24 protein-coding genes and 1 pseudogene are annotated in these 23,536 nt (G+C 65.2%); 11 read left to right on the top strand and 14 right to left on the bottom strand.

The window, feature by feature from the left end; translation table 11 throughout:
* The first annotated feature begins 60 nt into the window (after positions 1 to 60).
* From ACILR9_RS16130 to ACILR9_RS16110, 5 genes and pseudogenes are all read left to right on the top strand, one after another.
* Positions 61 to 1,236 carry an extracellular solute-binding protein gene (locus ACILR9_RS16130; RefSeq protein ID WP_395710966.1) on the top strand — a complete coding sequence of 392 codons (1,176 nt, stop codon included), beginning with the start codon at positions 61 to 63 and terminating at the stop codon, positions 1,234 to 1,236.
* A gap of 6 nt (positions 1,237 to 1,242) precedes the next feature.
* Positions 1,243 to 2,127, top strand: a complete 885-nt coding sequence (locus ACILR9_RS16125; protein WP_395710965.1) for a carbohydrate ABC transporter permease — start codon at positions 1,243 to 1,245, stop codon at positions 2,125 to 2,127.
* Positions 2,111 to 2,971 carry a carbohydrate ABC transporter permease gene (locus ACILR9_RS16120; protein ID WP_395710964.1) on the top strand — a complete coding sequence of 287 codons (861 nt, stop codon included), beginning with the start codon at positions 2,111 to 2,113 and terminating at the stop codon, positions 2,969 to 2,971. Before ACILR9_RS16125 ends, ACILR9_RS16120 begins: the two co-directional genes overlap by 17 nt.
* Positions 2,972 to 2,984: 13 nt before the next feature.
* Positions 2,985 to 3,881, top strand: coding sequence for an endonuclease/exonuclease/phosphatase family protein (locus ACILR9_RS16115; RefSeq protein ID WP_395710963.1), 897 nt, complete (start codon positions 2,985 to 2,987; stop codon positions 3,879 to 3,881).
* 465 nt (positions 3,882 to 4,346) lie between these two features.
* A pseudogene (locus ACILR9_RS16110) lies at positions 4,347 to 4,694 on the top strand (RadC family protein); the annotation flags it as partial.
* 20 nt (positions 4,695 to 4,714) lie between these two features.
* Here ACILR9_RS16110 and ACILR9_RS16105 read toward each other — a convergent pair.
* Both ACILR9_RS16105 and ACILR9_RS16100 read right to left on the bottom strand, forming a co-directional pair.
* Positions 4,715 to 4,936, bottom strand: a complete 222-nt coding sequence (locus ACILR9_RS16105; RefSeq protein WP_395710962.1) for a helix-turn-helix domain-containing protein — start codon at positions 4,934 to 4,936, stop codon at positions 4,715 to 4,717.
* Positions 4,937 to 5,024: 88 nt separating this feature from the next.
* Positions 5,025 to 5,318: a hypothetical protein gene (locus tag ACILR9_RS16100; protein ID WP_395711036.1), complete on the bottom strand. Its 294-nt coding sequence runs from the start codon at positions 5,316 to 5,318 to the stop codon at positions 5,025 to 5,027.
* Positions 5,319 to 5,962: 644 nt separating this feature from the next.
* Between ACILR9_RS16100 and ACILR9_RS16095 the strand changes: the two genes are divergently transcribed.
* Positions 5,963 to 6,631 (top strand): DUF1345 domain-containing protein, encoded by a 669-nt coding sequence (locus tag ACILR9_RS16095; protein WP_395710961.1) that lies wholly within the window; start codon positions 5,963 to 5,965, stop codon positions 6,629 to 6,631.
* 469 nt (positions 6,632 to 7,100) lie between these two features.
* Entirely contained in the window at positions 7,101 to 7,421 is a 321-nt protein-coding gene (locus tag ACILR9_RS16090; RefSeq protein ID WP_395710960.1) for a hypothetical protein, read from the top strand.
* Here the strand turns inward: ACILR9_RS16090 and ACILR9_RS16085 are convergent.
* The gene (locus tag ACILR9_RS16085) at positions 7,382 to 8,344 is read right to left on the bottom strand and encodes a hypothetical protein (protein WP_395710959.1); all 963 of its coding nucleotides are present in this window, start codon (positions 8,342 to 8,344) and stop codon (positions 7,382 to 7,384) included. The two genes, ACILR9_RS16090 and ACILR9_RS16085, sit on opposite strands and share 40 nt — an antisense overlap.
* Before the next feature lie 124 nt (positions 8,345 to 8,468).
* Here ACILR9_RS16085 and ACILR9_RS16080 point away from each other — a divergent pair, with 124 nt between their 5' ends.
* Together ACILR9_RS16080 and ACILR9_RS16075 are read left to right on the top strand one after the other, a co-directional pair.
* Positions 8,469 to 8,702: a hypothetical protein gene (locus tag ACILR9_RS16080; RefSeq protein WP_395710958.1), complete on the top strand. Its 234-nt coding sequence runs from the start codon at positions 8,469 to 8,471 to the stop codon at positions 8,700 to 8,702.
* Between the two features lie 151 nt (positions 8,703 to 8,853).
* Positions 8,854 to 9,534, top strand: a complete 681-nt coding sequence (locus ACILR9_RS16075; protein WP_395710957.1) for an ion channel — start codon at positions 8,854 to 8,856, stop codon at positions 9,532 to 9,534.
* 12 nt (positions 9,535 to 9,546) lie between these two features.
* Here ACILR9_RS16075 and ACILR9_RS16070 read toward each other — a convergent pair whose 3' ends face one another.
* The 7 genes from ACILR9_RS16070 to ACILR9_RS16040 form a co-directional block, all read right to left on the bottom strand.
* Positions 9,547 to 9,849 (bottom strand): hypothetical protein, encoded by a 303-nt coding sequence (locus ACILR9_RS16070; RefSeq protein WP_395710956.1) that lies wholly within the window; start codon positions 9,847 to 9,849, stop codon positions 9,547 to 9,549.
* Between the two features lie 294 nt (positions 9,850 to 10,143).
* Entirely contained in the window at positions 10,144 to 11,649 is a 1,506-nt protein-coding gene (locus tag ACILR9_RS16065; protein WP_395710955.1) for a 4-hydroxyphenylacetate 3-hydroxylase N-terminal domain-containing protein, read from the bottom strand.
* A 2-nt stretch (positions 11,650 to 11,651) separates the two neighbouring features.
* A complete protein-coding gene (locus tag ACILR9_RS16060; RefSeq protein ID WP_395710954.1) occupies positions 11,652 to 13,991 on the bottom strand; it encodes a xanthine dehydrogenase family protein molybdopterin-binding subunit in 2,340 nt (779 codons plus the stop codon).
* 13 nt (positions 13,992 to 14,004) lie between these two features.
* A complete protein-coding gene (locus tag ACILR9_RS16055) occupies positions 14,005 to 14,280 on the bottom strand; it encodes a hypothetical protein (RefSeq protein WP_395710953.1) in 276 nt (91 codons plus the stop codon).
* Positions 14,281 to 14,519: 239 nt separating this feature from the next.
* Positions 14,520 to 14,906 (bottom strand): RidA family protein, encoded by a 387-nt coding sequence (locus ACILR9_RS16050; RefSeq protein WP_395710952.1) that lies wholly within the window; start codon positions 14,904 to 14,906, stop codon positions 14,520 to 14,522.
* A gap of 8 nt (positions 14,907 to 14,914) precedes the next feature.
* Complete coding sequence (locus ACILR9_RS16045) at positions 14,915 to 15,493, bottom strand: VOC family protein (RefSeq protein WP_395710951.1); 579 nt, start codon at positions 15,491 to 15,493, stop codon at positions 14,915 to 14,917.
* Between the two features lie 241 nt (positions 15,494 to 15,734).
* Positions 15,735 to 17,264 (bottom strand): tetratricopeptide repeat protein, encoded by a 1,530-nt coding sequence (locus ACILR9_RS16040; protein ID WP_395710950.1) that lies wholly within the window; start codon positions 17,262 to 17,264, stop codon positions 15,735 to 15,737.
* A 199-nt stretch (positions 17,265 to 17,463) separates the two neighbouring features.
* On the opposite strand from ACILR9_RS16040, the gene ACILR9_RS16035 reads away from it, so the two are divergent.
* Positions 17,464 to 18,609 carry an MFS transporter gene (locus tag ACILR9_RS16035; protein ID WP_395710949.1) on the top strand — a complete coding sequence of 382 codons (1,146 nt, stop codon included), beginning with the start codon at positions 17,464 to 17,466 and terminating at the stop codon, positions 18,607 to 18,609.
* Positions 18,610 to 18,654: 45 nt separating this feature from the next.
* On the opposite strand, the gene ACILR9_RS16030 is transcribed toward ACILR9_RS16035, so the two are convergent.
* A complete protein-coding gene (locus ACILR9_RS16030) occupies positions 18,655 to 20,271 on the bottom strand; it encodes a GMC family oxidoreductase (protein ID WP_395710948.1) in 1,617 nt (538 codons plus the stop codon).
* Positions 20,272 to 20,411: 140 nt separating this feature from the next.
* A complete protein-coding gene (locus ACILR9_RS16025; protein WP_395710947.1) occupies positions 20,412 to 20,888 on the bottom strand; it encodes an L-2-amino-thiazoline-4-carboxylic acid hydrolase in 477 nt (158 codons plus the stop codon).
* A 114-nt stretch (positions 20,889 to 21,002) separates the two neighbouring features.
* Here ACILR9_RS16025 and ACILR9_RS16020 point away from each other — a divergent pair, with 114 nt between their 5' ends.
* A complete protein-coding gene (locus tag ACILR9_RS16020) occupies positions 21,003 to 21,893 on the top strand; it encodes an alpha/beta hydrolase (protein WP_395710946.1) in 891 nt (296 codons plus the stop codon).
* A gap of 112 nt (positions 21,894 to 22,005) precedes the next feature.
* Here ACILR9_RS16020 and ACILR9_RS16015 read toward each other — a convergent pair whose 3' ends face one another.
* Together ACILR9_RS16015 and ACILR9_RS16010 are read right to left on the bottom strand one after the other, a co-directional pair.
* Entirely contained in the window at positions 22,006 to 22,719 is a 714-nt protein-coding gene (locus ACILR9_RS16015) for a YbaY family lipoprotein (protein ID WP_395710945.1), read from the bottom strand.
* Positions 22,720 to 22,913: 194 nt separating this feature from the next.
* Complete coding sequence (locus ACILR9_RS16010) at positions 22,914 to 23,342, bottom strand: H-NS family nucleoid-associated regulatory protein (protein ID WP_395710944.1); 429 nt, start codon at positions 23,340 to 23,342, stop codon at positions 22,914 to 22,916.
* Between the last annotated feature and the right edge of the window lie 194 nt (positions 23,343 to 23,536).

Genomic DNA, 23,536 nt, shown 5'->3' with positions numbered 1-23,536 from the left:
TCTTCTAACGCGAACATCGGCCGGCGTGGCCTCCTCCGGGCCACGGGAGGGGGCCTTGCGATGGCCGCGATCCTGAGCAGCACCCCCGCTCGGTCGGCCAATGCGTCGATCGACATCGTGCATTTCTTTTCCGGCGCCGATCATCCGATGGAGCTGGTGATCAAGGCGTTCAACCAGAAGAACCTCGGCGTCACTGCCGTCAGCCGGCAGGAAGGCACCACGTATGAGGCGATCACCCAGAAGGCGATGGCGGGAATCGCTGCGGGCCGTCCTCCGGCCGTCCTGACGACCGGCTGGAAGCTCGCTTCCTTCGCCAAGCATACGCTGGGCGCCCAGGATCTGCGCCAGTTCGGCGCCGAGGGCCAGGCCGTCCTCGACAACTACCGCGAATCGGCGATCAAGATGGTGACCATCGACAACAGCGTCCTGGGCATTCCCTGGGCGCTCAGTACGCCGATGCTCTATGTGAACATGGATCACTGGAAGTCGGGAGGTCTCGATGCGGCCGCGCTTCCGACCACCGTCGAGGATCTCTACGTCAAACTGGGCGCGCTCCAGCAAAAGACTGGCAAAGCGGCGCTCTGCTACGAGGTCAACGAATGGGAGCCCCAGGCATTCATCCAGAACGCGGGCGGCGACGTCCTCGACGCCAGCGGTAAGCCGGTGATGGACAGTGCCAACGCGATCTACGGCATGCAGAAATTCGTTGAAGCCAAGACTAAGGGCTTGTGGAAGCCGATTGGCATCAGCGAGATGCTCACCGCCTTTCAGGCCGGTGCGCTCAGCACCATGGTGACCAGCTCGGCGCGCCTGTCGGGCATCAAAGCCCAGAGCGCCTTCGAGATAAAGCTCGCCAAGATGCCGGGCCTCGAAGGTCGGCCGCGCCGCATGAACAGCGGTGGCAACTTCCTCTCAATCCTTGCACGCAACAAGGAGCAGCAAGCCGCGGCGCTTCAGTTCCTCAAGTTCTGCGGTACCGCGGAGGCGATGAAGATCTGGCTGGGCACCGGTTACCTCAACACGACCAAGCACGATCTGCCGATTCCGTCGGGGCAGGAAGCGGCCTATGCGCAGCTCGCTGACGGCCTTACCCCGGAGACGGTGTGGCCTGGTCCGCGCGGACTTGAAGCGCTGAAAGTTTACGTCGACTGGATTTCCCGGATGGTCAACGGCTCGGCTTCCGTGCCCGACGGTCTGAAGAACAGTAAGGACGCCGTCGCCAAGCTGCTCGCCTGACCCAAGATGTTCGCGCTCCAAGGCCGGTATGCGGCGTGGCTGTTCATCGCGCCGGCGGTGTTCGCCGTCGTCGTCTTCATCTACCTGCCCATGGTGCTGAACGTCGGCGTCTCGTTCTACGACTGGAACGTCCTGCGGAATGAGTTCACATGGCGGGGTGTGGAGAACTATCTCACCACGCTCCACAATATCGACTTCCACAGCGCCGCCGCCAACACAGCGATCTATCTCGCGGTGTTGGTGCCGGCGCAGATCATCATCCCGCTAGCTCTCGCCTTCGTGATGTTGCGGGTGCGCCGGCCACTCGTCGTGCGCACCTACCGGGGCATCTACTTCATCCCCACGATCGTGTCGTTCTCCATCGCGGGCGTGGTCTGGCTCTGGATGTTCAACCCCATCGTTGGCGTGCTGAACACGGTACTTGAGCAGATCGGCATGCCGACACATCGCTGGCTGAGCGATCCCGATATGGCGTTGTGGTGCGTGGCCGCAGTTTCGTTTTGGAAAGGGTTCGGTCTCAACCTGATCCTGTACGCCGCCGCGCTCGTGAACATTCCCGGCGAGGTCATTGAGGCCGCCGAGCTGGACGGAGCAGGCGCGTGGGTGCGGGCGACCAGGATCGAGATCCCGATGATCTCGCCCACCCTGTTCTTCACCGCGGTCACCACGGTGCTGATCGTGCTAGACGAGATCGTGGGCGTCGTGGACGTGCTGACCGAGGGTGGCCCGTACAACTCGTCCTCGAACCTGGTCTACTTCCTCTACGAACGCGCGTTCCGGCAGTTCCAGTTCGGAGAAGCGGCCTCGGTCGCCACGCTCATCATCGTCCTGGTAGCCTTCGCCACCTGGCTGCAGTTCCGGGCCTTCGAGCGCTATGTCCACTACCAGTAGCCCGGCTTCCAGCGCCGCGGGGCAGCTGATCAACCGCGCGGTAATTCACCTTGCCCTGGTGGTCGCGGCCGTGGTGACGCTTTTCCCGCTCCTCTGGATGTTCACGACCGCGTTCACGCCGAACGAGCTAACGTTCCGGCGCTCGCTCGGCCTGCTGCCGATGGAGCCGACCTTCGCCAACTTCGTCGCGGCCTTCAAGATCCAGCCCGTCGCCCACTGGCTGGTGAACTCGGTCATCACTTCGGTCGCGATCGCGGCGGGAAAGATGGCCATCGCCATTCCGGCCGCCTTCGCCTTCGCGCACTTCCGGTTCAAGGGCCGCGACTGGCTGTTCGCGCTGATCGTCGGAACCATGACGATTCCCTATGTGGTCACGCTGATCCCGACCTACATCGCGATCGTCAAGGTCGACCTGTACAACACGCTGGCCGCCGTCATTATTCCCTCGATCGCCTTCTGCGGCTTTGCCATCTTTTTCCTGCGACAGAGTTTCAAGGTCGTGCCGACCGAACTGCTGGAAGCCGGCGTGATCGACGGCGCTGGTCCGCTACGGGCCCTGGTTTCGATCGTGATACCCAACTCGCTGCCTGCGATCGCCTCCCTTTCGGTATTGAGTTTCCTGTCGGCGTGGAATCTCTATCTTTGGCCGCACCTCGTCCTGAATGACGCCGACATGAAGACCCTGTCGATCGGACTGAAACTCTTCGCGACCAATCAGGAGCAGCTGCAGCAGTGGGGCCCACTGATGGCAACCGCCGTGTTGGGGCTTCTGCCGGCGCTCACAATCTTCTCCTTCGCGCAGAAATACATCATGGACGCCTTTGTCCATTCCGGAATCAAGTGAGCGGAGCACTGTCATGAAGGTCACCATCGCCACCTACAACATCCAGTTCGGCCGCGGCCTGGACATGAAGTTCGACCTGGACCGTACGGCAGGCGATGTGAGAGGCGCGGACATCGTCTCCTTCCAGGAGGTCGCCCAGAACTGGGAGCGCAACGGCGGCGAGGACCAGGCCGCGGGGCTCGCCAACAGGCTGGGCTATCACTATGTTTTCGGCAGCGGCTTCAATGTCGCAGCAACGACCAGGACAAGCGCAGGAAAACCCGACAACCGGCGCCGCACGTTCGGAAACATGGTGGCGAGCCGCTGGCCGATCGAATCGAGCCGCACCTTCTTGTTGCCCAAATACGCCTTATCGAAAATCTACGATCTACAGCGCTGCGTGGTCGAGGCCGTAGTGGTGACACCGGTCGGCAAGGTGCGCGTCTATTCGCTGCATCTATCCCACATTTCTTCGGGGCAGCGGGTGCCGCAAGTGCAGGCGCTGCTCCAGATCGTGAACGAGGCACCCACCAACGGTTCTGCATGGGACGGCACGCACACACTCGACTGGACGGAGGGTATGGAGGTCCCGAGCCTGCCTGAGGCCGCACTAGTCATGGGAGACATGAACTTCACCCACGAGAGCCCCGAGTACGCGCTGATCTGCGGCGAGAAGGACGCACGCAACGGGCGGGTGATCCGCAATACATCCCTGCGTGACGCATGGGTAGTTGCTGGCTACAAGGAAGACGACGGAATCACCATCCGTAGCGAATATTCCGGCGACGTTCGCATCGACCACATGTTCGTGACCCCATCCGTGGCGCGTCACGTTGCCAGCATGCGGATCGATGGCGACGCCAAGGCGTCCGACCATTTCCCCGTTTTCCTTGAATTGGAGGTCCCGGAAGCTGGATGGAGCTGGCTTTAATCGAGCGGTTACGGGACGCTACGCATGAAATGGTTTCAAAAAATCGGGCGTCCGGCACACGAAGTTGCCTGCGCATCGCCACGCACTGCATCCGGCACCGTTCGGCGACTGACATCGCAGACTCGGGAATCCACGAAGGCTTGGAAAACATCCGAATAAAAAGGAACCCGGCGCCGAGTAGAGCGCCGGGTTCAGTGAGCGACCGCAAGCAGGGAGGAAGCACGCAGGTCGCGAATACGGGGTTGAGACTTCTCGTCGGCAGTAAGATTTCAGCTCATGATCGGGCTTGGTCCTCGATGATCGTGATAGCCCGTTGCCTTCCACGTCGGCGAAGGCACAGGATTGGTCTCGAGCCGCGACATACCTTTGCTGGCAACACGTTCGCGATGGCGAACCGCTTTGGGCTGTTTCGTCTCGCCGCGCCGAGGGTGCACGGATGCACCAGATGCAAGCTCTCTAGGCAGGATCGCCTACCTGCAGACTGCAATGGCGTACGAGCAGATCGAGCAGTTTCGGATACTGTTCCTTGACCGCAAGAACAATCTCATCGCCGATGAGGTGCAGCAGCGCGGCACGGTCAATCACACGCCCGTCTACCCGAGAGAAGTGATGAAGCGTGCCTTGATGCTCAACGCCTCCGCGCTCATCGTCGCTCACAATCATTCGTCCGGCGATCCCAAGCCGTCGCGGGAGAACATCGAGACAACCCGCGAACTGAAAACAGCCGCCAATGCTCTTGAGGTGGAATTGCACGACCATGTCGTGATTGGGCACGGTACTCACGCCTCCTTCCGCTCACTTGGGCTGCTTTAGAAGCGGGCAGAGATCGCGCCTCATTCTTCCTTATCGTCAGGTTTGACGAGATCGACGTGGCTGACGCCGAGTGCTCGAGCGAGTTCGTAGAGCGTAACGACCGTAGGATTGCGGCGTCCGCGTTCAAGACTGCTCAGATATTGCTGACTGAATCCCGAGCGAACTTCGACCTCCTCCTGGGTGAGGGCCTTCTCTCGCCGCAAGCGCGCGAAGTTGCGTCCGACCAGCTTGCGCACATCCATGCGCAACTGGTCGCAGTTTACACACTATAAGTTTATCAACTATAGTATGTATTGATCAGGCTGTCGGTCGTTCCTGCGCAGCCGCAGTTCAGAACGCCGAGATCGCTTCCGCACAAACCAGCAATGCAATGAGAATAGCATGGTGCACCAGGTGAGACGCGCGATGCCCGATCCGCATCACCAAGAAGTGGCACGGCTTACGAACCGGTGTCGCCAATTCGACTACGCCCGTGCCAGCGAGGCTGCTGATGAGCATAAGGTAGCTACGCTTGCCGGAAGCAAACACGCGCAGGCCGAAGCCGGGCAGTTCATCGTCCCAGATGAAGTAATCCCTTTCACGGACGTCGGCAGCGTCGACGGTCCGCTTGGTCAGCTTCGTCATCTGACGTTGCCTCCACTGAAGAGGGACCGCCTCCGCGGAAGCACCACGGAAGCATCCGGGCGGAAATCGGAGCGAATGCTCGGATAGTCTTGTCGGCGGAGGAAACCGAAATATCTAGTTGTTTCAGGTACATATCGCATTGTAGCGTGCCCTATCGTATTCTTAGGATGGGCCGGCTAAATTGCTCCGAAGGCAGAGGTCGTGAGTTCGAATCTCGCCGGGTCCGCCAATTGTTCGAATGAAATTCAGGCAACCAATGCATCAGGCCACCGGCGGCGGACCGTTGGGATGGGATGGCGACGGTGGGGCATCTTCTGGGGTCGGCCCGCCGGGCTGCGGCAGCTCGGGAGGGATCGGGTCTGTCTTGCCTGGTGTTGGCGGCACGGGCGATGGTTCGCGCGGGGGTGTCGTCATGTCACGGATAACGGTCTGGAGATTGTTCAGGTTCCTGTCTTCCGCTGCGGCGCAGCCAGCTTGGACGGGACGCGTTAGCACCTTCTCTCCTGCTGTGCTGCCGATGACGGAGGTGGCGGCATTTGTCTGGCCTTCCCGACGGTGTGTTGCCAGTGAGGTAATGATGACCTGCCGAATCGGCGCACCGCGACAGCTCCGCGCTGCCGGGCAGTGACGGCAAAATCGTCGGTATGACCTTCCGAACCTTCAAGCAGCGGACTCTCCGCTTCATCGTCGGCCGTCGCCGGCTGTTGGTGTCGTTCGGGGCGGCCATTGTCGTGCTTGTCGTCCTGCCCGATAGCGTCAATATGCCGACCCGTTTCATCTACGGCTGGGATATGGCGACGTTCCTGTACGTCGGTGCGACGATGTTCGTGGTCGCAGGATCGACCGTCAGTACGTGCCGTGAACGGGCCGCTCTCTACGACGAAGGCGACTGGATCATTCTCTTGTTGGTGATCGGCAGCGCCGCTGCGAGCTTCGTGGCCATCTTTGCCGAGTTGGCTGCCTTGGCGGGCAAACGCGACACGCTGGGGACCAGCTTGATTCTCACGGCCCTGACAGTTGCCCTGTCATGGACGTTCACACACCTGATCTTCGCGCTGCACTATGCCAATGTCTACTACAAGCCAGACGACAACGGTCCGGGTGGATTGAGTTTTCCCGGCAACCGTCAGCCCGACTATCACGACTTTCTCTACTACTCCTTTGTCATCGGTTGCGCCGCGCAGACTGCTGATGTGGCCACGACCTCCCCAGTCATGCGTCGTCTCACGCTTGTACACGGCATCGTCGCCTTTGCCTTCAACACAGCCATTCTGGCCCTTGCGATCAACGTTGGCGCCAGCCTGCTCAACTGACAGCCTCGACCTCGCGGCGCCTAACGACCACCCGCTCGACGCCAGACCTTCACGGAGATTGCAGCGGCTCATTGGCATCGCGAGGCAGTCGACGCACGGACCACGCGTGCGGCACCGTGCACCCACGATCAGCGACAGGAAATCGTCGACCACTTCCTGTCACGCGGCGTTCGCGAGGTGAACTTCATGCAGCTTTCCAGTCGCTGCTCGATGCACAAGGAGTTCGAGCAGCTTGCCTTCCAATTCAGGCCGAGACTTCTCTCGGCCCACAGCTCAAAAGATATTGAGAGCCGGCCCACGGGCAACCATTCGTGCGGCGGCGCCGAAACGCCCGCGGCCCCGCCGCCATCGACGGCAAAGCCGTGCCTGCCCGCCCATGGGCGCCAAATCGGCACACGCCACCCGCAACCTCGCCCCCTGCTGGCGCGTATTAGGAGCAGGCTTTCGCCGACAGGAGGGTCAATCCACGATGAGTGCCAGAATCTTGGCCAGCGCCGGACTCGGTCTTGCGGTATCCGCATGTGGCTATACGAACACCACCGAGGTCGTGCGGGCGCCACCCGCCGCCGTTTACGCAGCGCCCGCGCCCGTGACCTACGTCGCCCCGGCACCGGTAGCGACCACCTATGTCACGCCGGCCCCGGTCGTCGTCGCCGCCGTTCCCCCCGCCACGACGCCACCGGCCGGTGTCCAGGCTTTCCGCGACGAGTACGGCTTCCGCTATGACGGCCAAGGGAATCGGCTCGACCGCTATGGCAACATCATCAGCCCACACTCAACCCGCCCCTGATAGTGCTTCTTCCTGAAAATCGACATGCGGTGCTGCCCGCCGGCCAATCGCCTCGTGCGGTTTGGCGCTGGTCGGCGGGTTGACGCGCCTCGACTGCCGCCATTGAGGAGAGAGTCATTCTGGTTCAGGGTGAGGACATCCTGGGCGACGGCGTCAATGTCGCCGCACGCCTCGAGGGCCTGGCGGCAAGCGGCGGCATCTGCCTGTCGCAAGCCGTCTACGAGCAGGTCAAGGGCAAGATCGCCGCCGGGTTTCGTGACCTTGGCAGCCACCGGCTCAAGAACATCGCCGAGCCGGTTCGCGCCTACGCCGTCGTCGGCGGTGGGGACCGGCCGGCCGCAGCCGCTCCGGCCCTCCTGTTGCCCGACGAACCATCGATCGTCGTGCTGCCGCTGGCGAACCTGAGCGACGATCCCGAGCAGGCGTTTCTCGCCGACGGGATGACAGACGATCTGACAGCGGCTCTGTCCCGCCTGCGCTGGCTGTTCGTCATCGCCCGCAATTCGGCCTTCGCCTACAAGGACAGGAGGGTCGATGTCCGCACCATCGCCCGCGAGCTTGGCGTCCGCTATGCCCTCGAGGGAAGCGTCCGCCGCGCCGGCCAGCAGATCCGCATCACTGCCCAACTGGTCGACGCCGAGAAGGGCGGCCATATCTGGGCCGACAGGTACGACCGCCGACTGGACGACATCTTCGCGGTGCAGGACGAGATCACCGGCAACATTGTCGCCTCCATCGAGCCGCATCTCTACGCGCGCGAGGGCTATCGCGCCGCTTCGAAGCCGCCGGAAAGTGTCGACGTCTGGGGACTGGTTGTCCGCGCAATCGCCCTGGTCAACCAATTCGGACATCGCGACAACGAAGAGGCGCAACGGTTGCTGCACCGCGCGCTCGCGATCGATCCGCGCTATGCGCGCGCGCATGCCATTCTGAGCTGGGCCCTCTGGTGGGCGACGCTCTACCACTACATCGAGGACCGCGAGGCCGGGTACGCCGAGAGCGATACACGGCCTCGCCCTGCTAGGCGCGCGCCGCTTTGCGGAAGCGTTGCCGCACCTGCGCGCGTCGGTCGCCGCCGATGCGGAGTTCGCCGGCCATTACAACGCGTTGATCAGCTGTTGCGGCCATCTTGGCCTTCGCGACGAGGCCACCGAGTTTCTCGCCCGGCGCAATCGCGTCGGCCCGCCGTTGCGCGTCTCCGTGCTCCGCCACAGCCTCCGCCACTTCGCGCACGGCGAGGTCTTTGCCGAGGGCCTGGCCAAGGCCGGGGGGCCTGACTAGGCGCGGACCCCGGATCGGCGTACCTCGCTGCACTCGGCTCCAGTGGGGATTGCATGGCGGCTTTTTCCGGCTGCGAATGCCCGATCATGCTCCAGCCTTCTGGCTGATCGTCGATGCCGGTGGTATCGATCGGCCGGGGGAACGCTCGATCATGCTCACCATATCAACGTTGCGGCGCCTCGCCTGGCTGCGCCGCAATCGCTGCGGCGCCCTGCTGGGGGCGCTGTTTCTGTTCATTCTCGCCGACCCGGCGTTTGCCAGGGCAACCATCAGCGTCGCCTTCCTCCTTCTGGGCGTCGTGGCCATCGTCGCGCTGGCCCTCTTTCCCTTCCGGGCGTGGCTGTTCGCAATCTGGTCTGCCCTGTTGCTCCTGATGGTCGCGGCCGAGACCGTGGTCGCCCTGCGCACCGGATTGCGATGGTTCGCGCCGCTCGCCTTTGCGGCGACGGCAACCTTCACTGCCATCGTCATCGTCGAGCTGCTGCGCTACGTCATGGACGCCCGCCCGATCACCGCCGACAAGGTCTTCGCCGCCGTCTCGGCCTACGTGCTGATCGCGGTGATGTTTGCCACGCTGTTCTCGCTCCTGCAGGTCAATCAGCCGCATGCCTTCCACGTCAATTCGGTCAACGAGCCGGATGGCAAGCTTGGCTGGTCGGCCCTGATGTACTTCTCGTTCACCGTCCTGACGTCGACCGGATTTGGCGAGATCACACCGACGACCCACCAGGCGCGCAGCCTGATCGTGGTCGAGCAGGTGCTCGGCGTCATGTACGTGGCCTTCCTGATCGCCCGGCTCGCCAACCTCTACCGCGAGCGACGGCGCGATTGAGGTCGGGCGGCGTCACTTCGACGGAGAAGGCGGCTTGGCCCGGCCGGGAACCGGCCTGATCTCCGGAAGCGGCAGGGTGTCGGCCGGCCGTTCACTGAGCTCCTGCTCGCTCCCAGGCATTGGCATGACGGCTTGGTTCTTCGAATTCGGCCCGGTCGTCGCGCCCGTGCCGCCAACGACTGCGGGACCGGATTCGGGCAGACGTGAGGGATCCTCGCGAGAGCTCACTCCACGTTGCTGGGCGCTGACCGGCACGGCGAGCGACAGCGCGGCCACCGCTGCCGCCATCAGACAGGTGATCCTGGAATTGGGCATGCGAGCCTCCTGCATCGCCGGAACAACAGGCCGTCGGGTCCGGGGTTGCACGGCTGTTCGTGCCCCCTCATTTCGAACTCATGCTCTTCCGGACCGCGAGCGTTCCGCTCGCTCATCAAACATAGGTATTGAGAACCCACTCCTCTTTCATGTCATCCTGAGCGTAGCGAAGGATCTCATCGCCAGAAGTTACAAAGCACACTTGTGCAAGGGCAATGAGGTCCTTCGCTTACGACGCTTGCTCCGCAAGCGTCGCGCTCAGGACGACAGAAAAGTGCTCTTGCAGGCCGTTCCTCACGAGGCCGGTTTCGGCTCAATCGGCGGCGGCGTGACGACGCGGCGGCCGACCAGGGGTGCGTTGCGGATGGAGTCGAGATTGATCTCGGGCATCGCCATGCCGAGATTGCGCAGGACGCTGTTGGCGAGGTCGTTGTAGCTGGCGAAGTTGCGGCGCAGCCGGCGGCGCCACACCGGTACGCCGCCATTGGAATGCAGCTCGTAGACCGATTCGCGCTGGTCGAGCGCCGAGCCGACATGATCCCAGGCCATCTGCAGGAGTGCCGAGCGCTGCGCCGCCGTGTAGCCGCCGCCCTCGAACGATTCGGCGAGGCCGGCCGCCAGGGCAGGATCGGCCAGGTCGCGATCGGTCGGCGCGACGACCAGCGAGGAGCCCGGCAGGATGCGCAGGATCTCGCTCACCAGCGGCCGCGCCTTCAGCATCGCCAGGCTGCCGGCGGCAAGATGCGCATGGTTGGGCGAGCAGTTGCCCTCCGGCGTGAACTCCGGATCGCGCTCGGCGGCGACCTGGCAGCTCCGCACGGTCTGCACGTCGGTGATCAGGTCGAGCAGGTACTCGATGGTCTGGTCGTGCGCCGCCAGCCCCATGGCATGGGCGCAGGCGAGCGCCAGGCCGAGCGTGAACTCGGCCTTGGACAGCCAGCAATAAAGCTGGTGCCAGAGCAGCCAGCGCGCCACCGGTTCGGCCATCGGCTCGACGAGGAACACGCGTTCCCATGGCACCAGCACCTCGTCGAGCCACATCTGGCCGTCGAGCTCGTCGAAGCGGTTGCTGAGCGGCGCCGAGAAGGGACTGGCATCGCGCGCAGAGGATTTGCGGCAGATCACCGTGACGCCCGGCGCGTTCACCGCGACCGTGAAGGTCGCCCGATAGCCCTCGAGATCGACGCCGTTGAGCGCGCCGATATAGACGTCCTCGGCATAGGCCGGGCTGGTGTGCATGCCGATCTTGCCGCTGACCACCATGCCGGCATCGGTCTGCCGCACCATCCTGAGCGACGAGCGCTGGGTGGGGTCGGCACGCAGGCGGAAGCCGATCGGCGCCGCGCCCGCGGCAAAGGTGAGGAAGCGGCCGGTGCGGGCGATCGAGGCGCGCTGAGCCTCGGCATTGGCAACCTGCTGAGCCGACGCGTTGCACAGGCAAACCGCGTGCAGCACTCCGAGCGCGATCATGTGGCCGTAGGCCGGCGTGTGCGTGATGTTGCCGGCGCTGAGGAACGTGGTTGCGGCGAAGCTGCGCCCCATGCGCACCAGATCGTCGGCCGATTTCGGCACGACGTAGCCGAGCGGCGTGCGCGTGCCGCCCTGGCATGGCGGCGTCAGCAGCGTGTCCTGCCAGGCCGGGTCGAGATGCCGGTCGTACCAGGCGACGTATTCCTCGACCATCGCCCGAGTCGCCGGATGCGTGGTGACGTCGTCGACCTGTCCCTCGCCCAGCACGAAGACACGACGGCCGTCGCGCAGGCTGGCACGATACTCGGCACCGGTTCGCATCGCCGCCATGGTCAGGCTCCGTTGGTCGCCTTGCCGGCGGATTGCAGGGCGTGCCACACGCGGTCGCTGGTCGCCGGCATGTCGAGCTCGCGCACGCCGCGCGCGGCCAGCGCATTCATGATGGCGAGCATGATCGCCGGCATGGCGCCGACGCAGCCGGCCTCGCCCGCGCCCTTGACGCCCAGTGGATTGGTCGCCGTCGGCACCGGATTGCTGACGATCTTCATGCTGCACATCGTGTCGGCGCGCGGCATGGCGTAATCCATGAAGCTCGCTGTCAGGAGCTGGCCGGAGCCGGGGTCGTAGACCACCCGCTCCATCAGGATCTGGCCCATCCCCTGCGCCACGCCGCCGTGAATCTGGCCGGCCAGCGTCAGTGGATTGATCACCGTGCCGACATCGTCGACCACGAGATAGGACAGCAGCGCCACCTCGCCGGTGTCGGGATCGATCTCGACCTCGCAGACGTGACATCCATTGGGGAAGGTATCGCGCTTCGGCGCATAGGTGGCGTCCTCGTAGAAGCCGGGCTCGATACCAGGCGGCAGGCGGGCCGGCTGAAAGGCCGCCATGGCGACCTGCTTCAGGGTGAGGCTGCGGTCGGTGCCGACGACCGAGAACCTCGCATCGGCGAAGGCGATGTCGGCCTCGGCGGCTTCGAGCAGATGGGCGGCGAGCCGCTTGCCCTTGGCGATGATCTTCTCGGCGGCGAGGCTCAGCGCCGTGCCGCCGGTCACCATCGAGCGCGAGCCGTTGGAGCCCATGCCGAAGGCCACGCGATCGGTGTCGCCATCGATGAACTGCACATCGCCCGGCGCGATGCCGAGCTTGTCGTGCAGGATCTGCTTGAACACGGTCTCGTGGCCCTGGCCGTGCGTCTTGGTGCCCATCAGCATCATGGCGGTGCCGCTCGGATTGAAGCGAATCTCGGCATATTCCGGCGTCGGTCCGGCAGCCTGCTCGATGGCATTGGCGAGACCGATGCCGCGCAGCTTGCCGTTGGCGCGCGAGGCTTCGCGCCGCTTGGCGAAGCCTGCGTAGTCGGATGATGCGAGCGCCATGTCCATGTTCTTCTCGAACTCGCCGCAATCGTAGAACGGACCGAGCGGCGCCTTGTAGGGCAGATTCTCCTTCGGGATGATGTTGCGGCGGCGCAGCTCGATCGGATCGATGCCGAGTTCCTGCGCCGCCACCTCGACGATGCGCTCGATCAGGTAGGCGGCCTCGGGCCGGCCGGCGCCGCGATAGGGCGCCGTCGGGTTGGTGTTCGACAGCACCGCGTCGATCGTGACGTGGGCGGCGGGAATGTCGTAGACGCCGGTCACCGTGCCGATCTGGCCGAACGGCGTCAGCAGCTGGCGATCGGAGGCGATGTAGGCGCCGATGCTGGCCAGCATGTGCAGCCTGAGACCGAGGATCCTGCCGTCGGCAGCGAGCGCCAGCTCGATGTCGCCGATGTTATCGCGGCCATGCTCGTCGGCCATGATCACCTGGCTGCGCTCGCAGCTCCAGCGCACCGGCCGGCCGACCTTCCTGGCCGCCCACAGGGTCAGGCGGTGATCGACATACTGCCAGCCCTTGGCGCCGAAGCCGCCGCCGACGTCCTGGCAGACGACGCGGACCTTGCTCTCCGGCACTTTGAAAATCACATTGGCCAGCATGTTGCGAACGCGGTGCGGGTAGTTGACGTCGGCGTAGAGCGTGTAGCGGTCGTCGCCGGCATCGTACGTGCCGATCGAGCCACGCGGCTCCATGTACTGGGCATGGACGCGGGTGATGACGTAGCGCCGGCGCACGACGTGCGCGGCGCGTGCGAACGCCTCGTCGGTCGCCTTGCGATCGCCGCGCTCCAGCGTGTGCGAGATGTTGTCCGGGTTCTCGTCCCACACCCGTGGCGCGCCGGGCGCCGCGGCGGTGCCGACCTCGGTCACCGACGGCAGCGGCTCGTACTCGACCTCGACCAGCTCGGCGGCGTCCTTGGCCTCATCGAGCGTGTGGGCGATCACCAGCGCCACGGGATCGCCGACATAGCGCACGCGATCGACCACCAGGGCCGGCCGCTGCGGCGCGAACATCGGCGAGCCGTCCTTCTTCTTTCGCGGCATGGCGGCCTTCGGCATCCCGAGCCCGTCGGCGGCGTAGTCTGCCCCGGTGTAGACGGCAATCACGCCCGGTGCGCGCGACGCCGCCTCGGTCGAGATCGAGCGGATCGCGGCATGAGCGTGCGGCGAGTGCACGAACACCGCATAGGACTGACGCGCCAGGCTCTGGTCGTCCTGAAAGCGCCCCTTGCCGGTCAACAACCGCACATCCTCGAACCGCCGCACGGGCTGACCGATGCCGAACTTCATGGTCATGTCCCCGTCACACGAAGCGGCTGGTGATCGTGCCCGGCGGACCGTAGTCGGGCTCATCGATGTTGGCCTGGTGCTGCATGGCCCGCGAGGTCAATCCGATCTTGTGGCCCTTGATCTCGTTGCCACCGGTAGCCTTCAGCGCCACCCAACGGCGCTGGGCGGCGTCGGCGGCGTCGACCGTGACCCCTTCATACCGGACGGAAGGCGGCCTGATCCTGTGCCGACCCTTCTCCGCCGCGTCATAGGCGCGGGCGATCACATCGATGGTTGCCGAATCGAGCATGCGGATGGGTCCTTGGGGTCTCGTTCCTCCTCCCCAGCTCGGCTGGGGAGGTGCCGCCGTCCTACGGCGGCGGAGGGCCATGACTCTCGTGCCGGGAGCGCGCCACTCTCTGGCGCACTCATCCTTCGATTCAGGCGACGATACGCCACTGGAGTGGCGCGCTCCCGGCCAAGAGCATGACCCCTCCGGCCCGTACTACGGGCCACCTCCCCAGCGACGCTGGGGAGGAGAGTGAAGCCTCAGCCGACGACGGCGGTGAAGTCGGCCTGGATCAAGGCTCGGCTGTCGGGTGGGAGGGTGAGGGTGTGGCGCGCTGGCCGCGCTTCGGGATCAGGGAACATCTTCACCCATTCGCCGTTCAGCGCGGCGCGCTGCGCCGCCGGGTTCTTCACCCAGAAGGTGATCTTGATGATGTCGTCGACGCTGGCGCCAGCCGCCTCGACGTCATGGCGGATATGGGTGAACACGTTGGCGATCTGCTGCTCCAGCGTCTCCGGCAGATCGCGCGTTCCCGGATTGGTGCCGCCGATCACGCTCGACATGATGACGTTGCCGATCCGGCTGGCATTGGGGATCGGGTTCTCGTGGCGCGGCAGCTTGCCGTTCACGCTCTTGCGCTTGGCCATGGCCGAGATCACTCCGCCGGCACTTTGTCTCTACCGAACTTCGGAACGCCGTGCGTGCGATCCTCCAGCGCCTCGGCGCCTTCGGTCGGCAGGACCTTGACCCAGTTCAGCGCGCCATCGATGTCACCGGCCCAGACCTCGCGCGGCAGGTCGTACACGAACTCGACGCCATAGCCGTTGGGATCGTGGATGTAGAGGCTGTGGGTCATGCCGTGCTCGACGCGGCGGTCGAACTTGACGCCCTTGGCCTGGAGATAGGCCAGGTGCTTCATCCACGATTCGCGATCCGGCATGGTGATGGCGATGTGATTGACGGCAACCGGCATGCCGAACATGGACCATTCCTTGGGCGGCGCCGGCAGGTCGCGGTTCTCGACCAGGGCGATGTCGTGATGATGGCTGTCGCCGTTCTCGCGGACGCCGCTGTAGAAGCGCATCTTCGGCGGATTGGGACGCTGCGGCGTCGGCTTGATCTCGCCGACCTGGCGAAAGCCGACGATCTCGGTCCAAAAGCGGTGCGATTCCTCGATATCGCGAACGTTGAGAACGAGGTGATTGATGCCCCGTGGCGTAACTGGCTTGTCCATGTCTCGAATCTCCCGGCTTGGGTTCCTCCGCACTCCTGTGCGATCCGTTCTTGCGGCCACCGATAATACCGCCAATCGGCGGCGAGCGCTCGCCCTCCGTTCAGACCCTCGAGGTCCCTGGCAGGGCTGGCGCAATCGACGCCTTCTGTCGCCGCCTGCAAGTCTAGCCAAGCGCCCAGCATGCCGAAACGATCAATCCCATCATGAACCGCATAACCAACAGTTATGGCGCCGTCCGGCCTCAAGCAGTCGATGGAAGGGGGACCAGAGCGCTTGCATCACCCTCCGGCGGGGGATTGGCCGACCGTAGACCGTCGACCATCGTCCCGAACTCGATGCCATAGGTCGTCTCGAGCAGCGCCGCCCGTTCGGCCAGAGTGGCCCATGCGGGCTCGCCTAGCCCGGCGGGCAATCCCACGACGATGATGCTGTCGCTGTCGCCCAACGGCATCTTCAGGATCCTGCCGGCAAAGCTTCGGCGGATGCGTTCGACAAAGAGGTCGAACTGTGCGTCGAAGCTCCACAGATGGATCAGCGCGGGGCCGCTGCCGGTCAGCGCCATCCGGCAATCGTCGAAGAACCGCTGGGAGTAGAGGTTCCGGGGCGTGCCCAGCCCGTCGAAGATGTCGAGCAGCAGCGCATCGGCGCTCCCCGGGTGATCGCGAAGATACTGCGCCCCGTCACCGCGGATCACCTGCAGCCGCTCGTCGTCGTCGGGCACCTCGAAATGGCTGCGGGCGACCGTGATGACGTCGGCGTCGATCTCGACCACCCGCGTGCGAATGCCGGGCGCGAAGCGGTGAAGAAATTTCGGCACCGACCCGCCGCCCAGCCCGATCGCCAGCACGTCGCGCGCGCGGGGAGCGAACAACAGAAAGCTCATCAGGGCACGACGGTAGGAATGGATCAGCTCGAACGGCCGGTCGATGCGCATCGTGGACTGGCTGATCGGCGTTCCGAGATGCAGCGAGCGCATCCCGTCCATCTCGATGATGCCGATGTCCCCCTTGATCGGCACATGCGCCTTGTTGAGGCGCAGCGACCGACGGTAGCTGGCATCGGCATCGACCAGCCGGCCGAGCGCCCGCAGCGCCGTACCGTTGTTGGTGTGGAACTCGGAGTTCCTGGGCATCAGGGCGACCGCCTTGGCGTGACTGACCGCAGCCTCGTCGAAACGTCCGAGGCGGAACAACGTGCGGCCCCGCTGATTGTGCGCGTGGGCGTGGTTGGCGCTGAGCGCCAGAACCTGATCGTACTGCGCCAGCGCCTCGTCGTATCGCTTCGCGCGAAAATGTACGTTGCCGCGACCGTAAATCGCGTCGGCAGCCTCGGGCTTCAGGGCAAGGGCCTGCTCGTAGCTCGACAGGGCGTCCTCATTGCGGTGCAGTTCGAGAAGGACGTTGCCGCGATTGACATGGGCCTCGGCCAGGTCGGGCCTGAGAGCAATGGCCTTGTCGTAGTTCACGAGGCCGTCCTGCGGGTGACCGGTCTTGGCCAACAGGTTTCCGTAGTTGAGCAGGACACCAACATCGTTCGGACGCATGCGCAAGGCCGCTCCGAGCAGGTCGGCCGCTTCCGCGATGCGGCCTTGCTGAAGACGCACCACACCCATCACATAGGTGGCGTCGAACTGATCGGGCTGGGAGTCGAGCACGGCCCGGCAGGCCGACACCGCCTTGTCGAATTCGCCCTTCTGGAGGGATCGCCAGGCGCGATTGATCAGCTGGGCCGGAGTCTTCTTGCCGGTGTGCATTGGCAGGTAGTTCTTCATCAGCCGTCCAATCTAAGGGCAGTCCGCACACTCGTCGCCCAGAATTCCTCGGCGCCCTGCGAAACGACGCGCGAACTGATCGTCATCGAAGACGATTCCGTCGACATTGCGATGCCATCGCGGCACTGTTGGCCACGCCGACTCGAATTGCCGGAGCCCGCTTATTTTCACGCTTTACCTCGCGCTCGGCGCGATGTTCGTGCAGCAGACCTTTGCGACCGTCGGACGTTCGACGGTGCCGCTGATTGCCGCCGCCATCATCGCGGATCTGAAGATCGATCCGGCGCTGGTCGGGGTCTACCTCGCCATCGGCTCGGTGGCGGGTTTCCTGACGACCCTGGGCTGCGGCGGATTCATCCTGCGCTACGGCGCCATGCGCATGACCCAGGTCGGCATGGCCGCCTTGGGGCTGGGCCTCGCCGTGATCGCCGTCGGCTGGCTGCCGCTGTTTGCCGTGGGCGCCATGGTCGCCGGCCTCGGCCAGGCCGTATCGACACCATCGAGCTCGCACCTGCTCGGCCGCCTGTCGCCGCCGCGGCTGGCGCCGCTGGTCTTCTCGATCAAGCAGACCGGCGTGCCGGCCGGGCTGATGGTGGCCGGCATCGTGGCGCCAGCCCTGGTCGCGATGACGGATTGGCGCACGGCCGTGCTCCTGATCGCCCTCGTCTGCGGCCTGTCGGTGATCGCGCTGCAGCCGCTGCGCGCCCGTTTCGACATCGATCGCAATCCCGGCCAGTCGCTGTCGCCGGCCGACATCCGCGCCAACGTGGCGAGCGTGGTGCGCGATCCGGCGCTGCGTGCCCTCTGCCTGGCGATGTTCAGCTTCGTCGGCCTGCAGTCGCTGTTCACCGGCTTCTTCGTGCTCTACCTCGTGCGCGGCCTGGGCTACGACCTGGAACGCTCGGGGCTGGTATTCGCCATCGCCGTCGCCATCGCCGTGCCGGCCCGCATCGGCTGGGGCTGGCTTGCCTCGCGCTTCGTCCGGCCGGCCGTCCTGCTCGCCTGGCTCGGCATCGGCATGGCGGGCGCCGCGGTGCTGACCGCGCTGATCGATCCGACCTGGCCGACCTGGGCGGCGACCATCGTCGCCACCCTGCTCAGCGTCACCGCGGTGAGCTGGCATGGCGTGCTGCTGGCCGAGGTCGCCCGCCTCTCGCCGGTCGGCCGCATCGGCGCCACGACCGGCGCGGTGCTGGCCTTCGGTGATGCCGGCTCCCTGGTCCTGCCGCTGCTGTTCAGCGCCGCCCTCGCTCTCACGGGCGGTTACGACACCGGGTTCCTGATCGGTGCCGCGCTCGCCCTCGCCGTCGGCCTGCGCGGCCTGTGGCAGCGCTACAGGAGATAGTGCCAACCGGCGTGCCATTCGTCGTCGGCCGCGCCCTTCATTCGCTCAGGCGGCCGGGTCGAGGATCATCGCGGCCGCCTTCTCGCCGATCATGATCGAGGGCGCATTGGTATTGCCCGACGTCAGCGTCGGCATGATCGAGGCGTCGGCGACGCGCAACCCGTCGATGCCGTGCACACGCAGGCGCGCATCCACCACGGCCATGCGGTCGCTGCCCATCTTGCAGGTGCCGACCGGATGGTAGGTCGTCTCGGCGACCTGCTTCACCCAGTCGATGATCTCGTCGTCCTTGCGGCGCTGCGCGCCGGGCGCGACCTCCGTCACCTGAAGCGGCGCCATCGCCGGCGCCGTCATGATGGAACAGGCGATGCGCACGGCGCGCACGGTGAGCTCGGCATCGATCGGCGCGGACAGGAAGTTGAAGTTGATCGCCGGCGGCCGGCGCGGGTCGGCCGAGACGACGTGGATGCTGCCGCGGCTCTCGGGCCGCATCACATGGGCGTAGCAGGTCATGCCGGATTGACGGGCGATGCGCGGCCCGCGCGGGCCGGGCTCGGTGAACATTGGCACCCAGCCGAGCAGCAGGTCGGGCGCCTCGAGCCCGTCGCGCGAGCGCACGAAGGCGCGCAGCGGCGCCCCCACCATGCCGAGCAGGCCTTTGCCCGTGAAGGCGTAGCGCAAAGCCTGCCAGACGAGACCGAGGCCGCGTCCGCGGTCGTTGAAGGTGATCCCCTTCGTCCCGATCGCCCAGCGCGTGCGCGGCGCGTAATGATCGCGAAGGTTCTCGCCGACACCGGCCAGGTCGTGGCGCACCGCGATGCCCAGTCCCTTGAGCCGCTCGGGCTGGCCGATGCCGGAGAGCTCGAGCAGTTGCGGCGAGTTCACCGAGCCGCCGCTGACCACGACCTCGCGGCCGGCGCGCGCCTCGCGCGTTTCGCCGCCGACTGCGTAACGCACGCCGACGCAGCGGCGGCCGTCGAGCAGCAGGCTGTCGGCCACGGCACCGGTCTCGATCCGGAGGTTCGGGCGCCTGGTGATCGGCGCCAGATAGCACTGCGCCGTGCTCATGCGCCGGCCTGATGCGATCGTCGCCTGGCTCATCGCGATGCCGTCCTGGCGCGCCCCATTGTAGTCCGGGTTGTGCGCTATGCCAACTTGGCCCGCCGCCGCGATGATGGTGGAGAAGATGCGGTCACGCGATTCGGGATTGGTGACGCGCAGCGGACCGTCGCGCCCCCGAAAGGCGTCGTCTCCGGCCCCCTGGTAGCTCTCCATGCGCTTGAAGTGGGGCAGCACGTCGGCATAACTCCAGCCACGATTGCCGAGCTGCGCCCAGGTGTCGTAGTCGTGCGATTGCCCGCGCACGAAAGCGAGGCCGTTGATGGCGCTCGACCCGCCGAGCAGGCGGCCCCGCGGCACCGGCAGGCGGCGGCCGTTGGTGCTGGGCTCGGGTTCGGCGCTGTAGAGCCAGTTGGCGGCAGGATTGGTCAGCAGGCGGGCGTAGCCGACCGGCAGCCGAGACCAAGGATTGCTGGCGGGGCCGGCCTCGAGCAGCAGCACCTTGTTGCGCGGATCGGCCGACAACCGGTTGGCTACCACTGCACCGGCCGATCCGGCACCGACGACGATGTAATCGTAACCCTCTGCCCCGCTTTCCGGCACGCCCTTCCTCCCCACGAACGCTCTCGACGAGACCTTCCGACCAAACGCTTCCCCGGCGCAAGCGCTTCCACAGGGATCATTCTCCTCCGCGGCTGAGCTGTCAGCAGAGCCGGATTGGAGAACAAGAAGCGGCGCCCGACCTACTTGAAGCGATACCGGAAATCACAATAGGGCGCGCCCTGCATAATGGTCTGCGTTCGCTTGAACTCGACGTTCTCGCCGCCGACATCGGCAATATGGAAATCGGAGTCGCAGAGCAAGATCGCACCGAGCTCCGGTTCGCCCAGGCTCCTGAAGAATTCGGCGTACCGGCAACGCGTGATGTTGTACTCGCGGGCCGACCCATCATCTCGCAACATCTCGCGCTCGACGGCATCGCCGATACGCGGGCGCATGTCCTCGGCCCACACGGCATCCCATTTCTCGCGCCGCGTGCCGGGCTTGGATTCGCCGATGCGATGATAGAGATCGCGCGCCCACCGGCGCAGTGCGTCGCCGACGATGGCATCGGCACGCGACACGCCGAGCTCGGCGCGCAGGGCGCGCAGCACCGGCAGGATTACCTCGGCCTGCAGCTTGACTTCGTCGAGCAGGGAAATCTTGGCAGGGGCTGACATGACAGAACCTCGGTTCGCGACGCGAAAGCATATACTCAAAATAGCAGGCGCCGCAGCAGCTCTTGGATTACCCAAATCGCCTGATCCTCTTTCCGTTCCAAAGGAATGATCACCATGACCATCGCCCAGCTCGATTCCCTGGTTACCCTGCTGCGCTCGCGGCCCGCGCCGGCCGTGCCGGTCGTCGCCGAGGCGCGTGCGCGATTCGAGAAGATGGCCGAGTTTCTCGGCGGCGCGCCGGATGCCAAATGCGAGAAGGTCGATGCCGGCGGCGTGCCGGCGGAATGGGTGACAGCCCCCGGCCACGATCCGCAGCGCGCGATCCTTTACCTGCATGGCGGCGGATATGTCATCGGCTCGCCGGCGACGCATCGCCGCCTCGCCTACGACATCGCCGCTTCCTGCGGCGCGCGGGTGCTGCTGATCGATTATCGGCTGGCGCCCGAGCATCCCTTCCCGGCCGCGATCGAGGATGCCGCCAAGGCATGGCGCTGGCTTCTGCAGCAGGGCTTCGCGCCCAACCGGCTGGCGATCGCCGGCGATTCGGCGGGCGGTGGGCTCACGATCGCCACCCTGGTCAACCTGCGCGACCAGAAGCTCGGCCTGCCGGCCTGCGCCGTCGCGATCTCGCCGTGGGTCGATCTCGAGGGCCTGGGCAACAGCATGGTGGCGCGCTCGGCCCAGGATCCGATGGTGCAGAAGGACAGCCTGAAATGGTTCGCCGCGCAGTACCTCGGCAGCGCCGCGGCGACGACGCCGCTCGCCGCACCATTGCACGCCGATCTCAAGGGCCTGCCGCCGCTCCTGGTCCAGGTCGGCACGGCGGAGACGCTGCTCGATGACGCGACTCGAATCGCCGAGAAGCTGCACACCGCAGGTGTCGAGGTGCGGCTGGCGATCTGGCCGAACATGCTGCACGTCTTCCCGCTGTTTGCGCCGATCCTGTCGGAGGGGCGCGACGGTTGCATCGAGATCGGCAGCTTCATCCGCAACAAATGCGCCTGAATCGCCAAAGCACCACCTTTGCCGGCAAGCTGCATTGATGTCCGGGAGACCGGACAAGAAGCGATTCGCACCGGCAAGCGGGCCCAGGAAATTCGCTGACCGGACAACCGCTCTACTGTGGGCCGCTGCCCTCGACCTTGCGCAGGGTGAGATCGATGGATTTGCCGAGGTCGGCAGCCGTGACCGCATGGGGCTCGGCGAGCCTGAACAGCACCTGGCGGCCGAGCACCAAGCGGGCGGTGAGCGTGAACTTGCGTCCCGGCGTGGCACTGTCCTTCGGCAGGCGCAGGGTGAAGGGAATTGGCACCGACCAGCCGGTGCGCACGACCTGCTCGGCGACGATCTCGCCCGGCGCCCCTTTCGACAGGTCGAGCAACTGCACCTGCAGCTCGACGCCGCGGGGCGGCGCCACCTTCTCGGCATAGGTGGCAGACCCCCAAACCGAGACCGCGGGCGGCAGCTGATCGCCCAGGCGCGGCAGCAGGTGGCTCATGTGGAAGACCACCGCCTCGCCGTTCTCGTTGATCATGCAGGTGAAGCGGAACGGCACCGAGGAACCGTCGCGCCTTTGTCGCATGCCGGTGCCGGTCACCGTGGTGACGATCTGCTGGCCGCCGACCTTCTCGTCGGTCCGCTCGATGGTCACCCACGGCATGCCGTCGAGCGCTACGAAGCCGAAGGCCGGATCGGCCTGGCGCGTGTCGAAGCCGATCTTGCCGGCGCAGCGGGAAATCGCCGATGACGAGATGCCGCCGGACCCCTGGGCGAACACGGGCATGCTCGCCGCGCCGGCAATCAGGATCAAAAGCGGATACAGGACTTTCATCGACGGGACCACTCCTCGCAGCGACTGTGCCACGAGCGAGCGAGCGAGGAAACAACGCAGAAAGGTGACGGCAGCGTCCCAGGCCGCCACCCTCACGCATCACACATCCCGACTACTTCTCGAATTCGCCGAAACGTCCGGGCCTCGACTCACACCAGGACGCTGGGCATTGCGTGCCGTTTGCCGTCATCCGGCTAGATGGCGAAGTCTTCCAGCTTCTTGCCGCCCTTCAAGGCTGCAACCATCCACCGTGGCTTCAGGCCGCGTCCGGTCCAGGTTTCGGCGCGGTTGGCAGGGTTGCGATACTTGGGCTTCACCTTCTTGCCCTTCAGGGCGCTTCCCCGGCCGCCGCCCCTGCTGCGGCCGTCCATGGCCTCGCCGACGTCGGCAGCGGTGAGCTTGTACTTTTTCAGCACGGCCTTGAGCTGCTTGATGCCGGGCTTCTCGGTCACCTTGAGAGCTTCGGCCTTGGCCTGCAGCTCGCGAATCTTCGCTTCGATCGACTTCAATGATGCTCGACGCGGCATGTGACGACTTTCTCGTTTTTGATGGTTGATTGGGTTGAGCGGGTTATCTGCAATGGTCAATAAACCAGCACGCGACACGCCTAATACTAATTTCACTGCCGCTTCGTCAAACGGCGATCATGTGGACCTGTGCAAATTCCCCGTAATTTCACCGCTTGCGCAGATCGGAGTCAAAATCACGGCATGTGAGAACGACGCAAAGTAAGTTCAATTTTTGGGCGCATTCTACGCCGCCAGCGCTTGTTGCGAGCGTGTCGGCGAGTCGGTCGGCACGTTGACGGCGCCGTAAA

It is taken from the genome of Reyranella sp. (assembly GCF_044224635.1).
Taxonomy (GTDB): domain Bacteria; phylum Pseudomonadota; class Alphaproteobacteria; order Reyranellales; family Reyranellaceae; genus Reyranella.
Note: the sequence above shows the minus strand (reverse complement) of the source record. Positions and strands in the feature narration are given on the sequence as shown.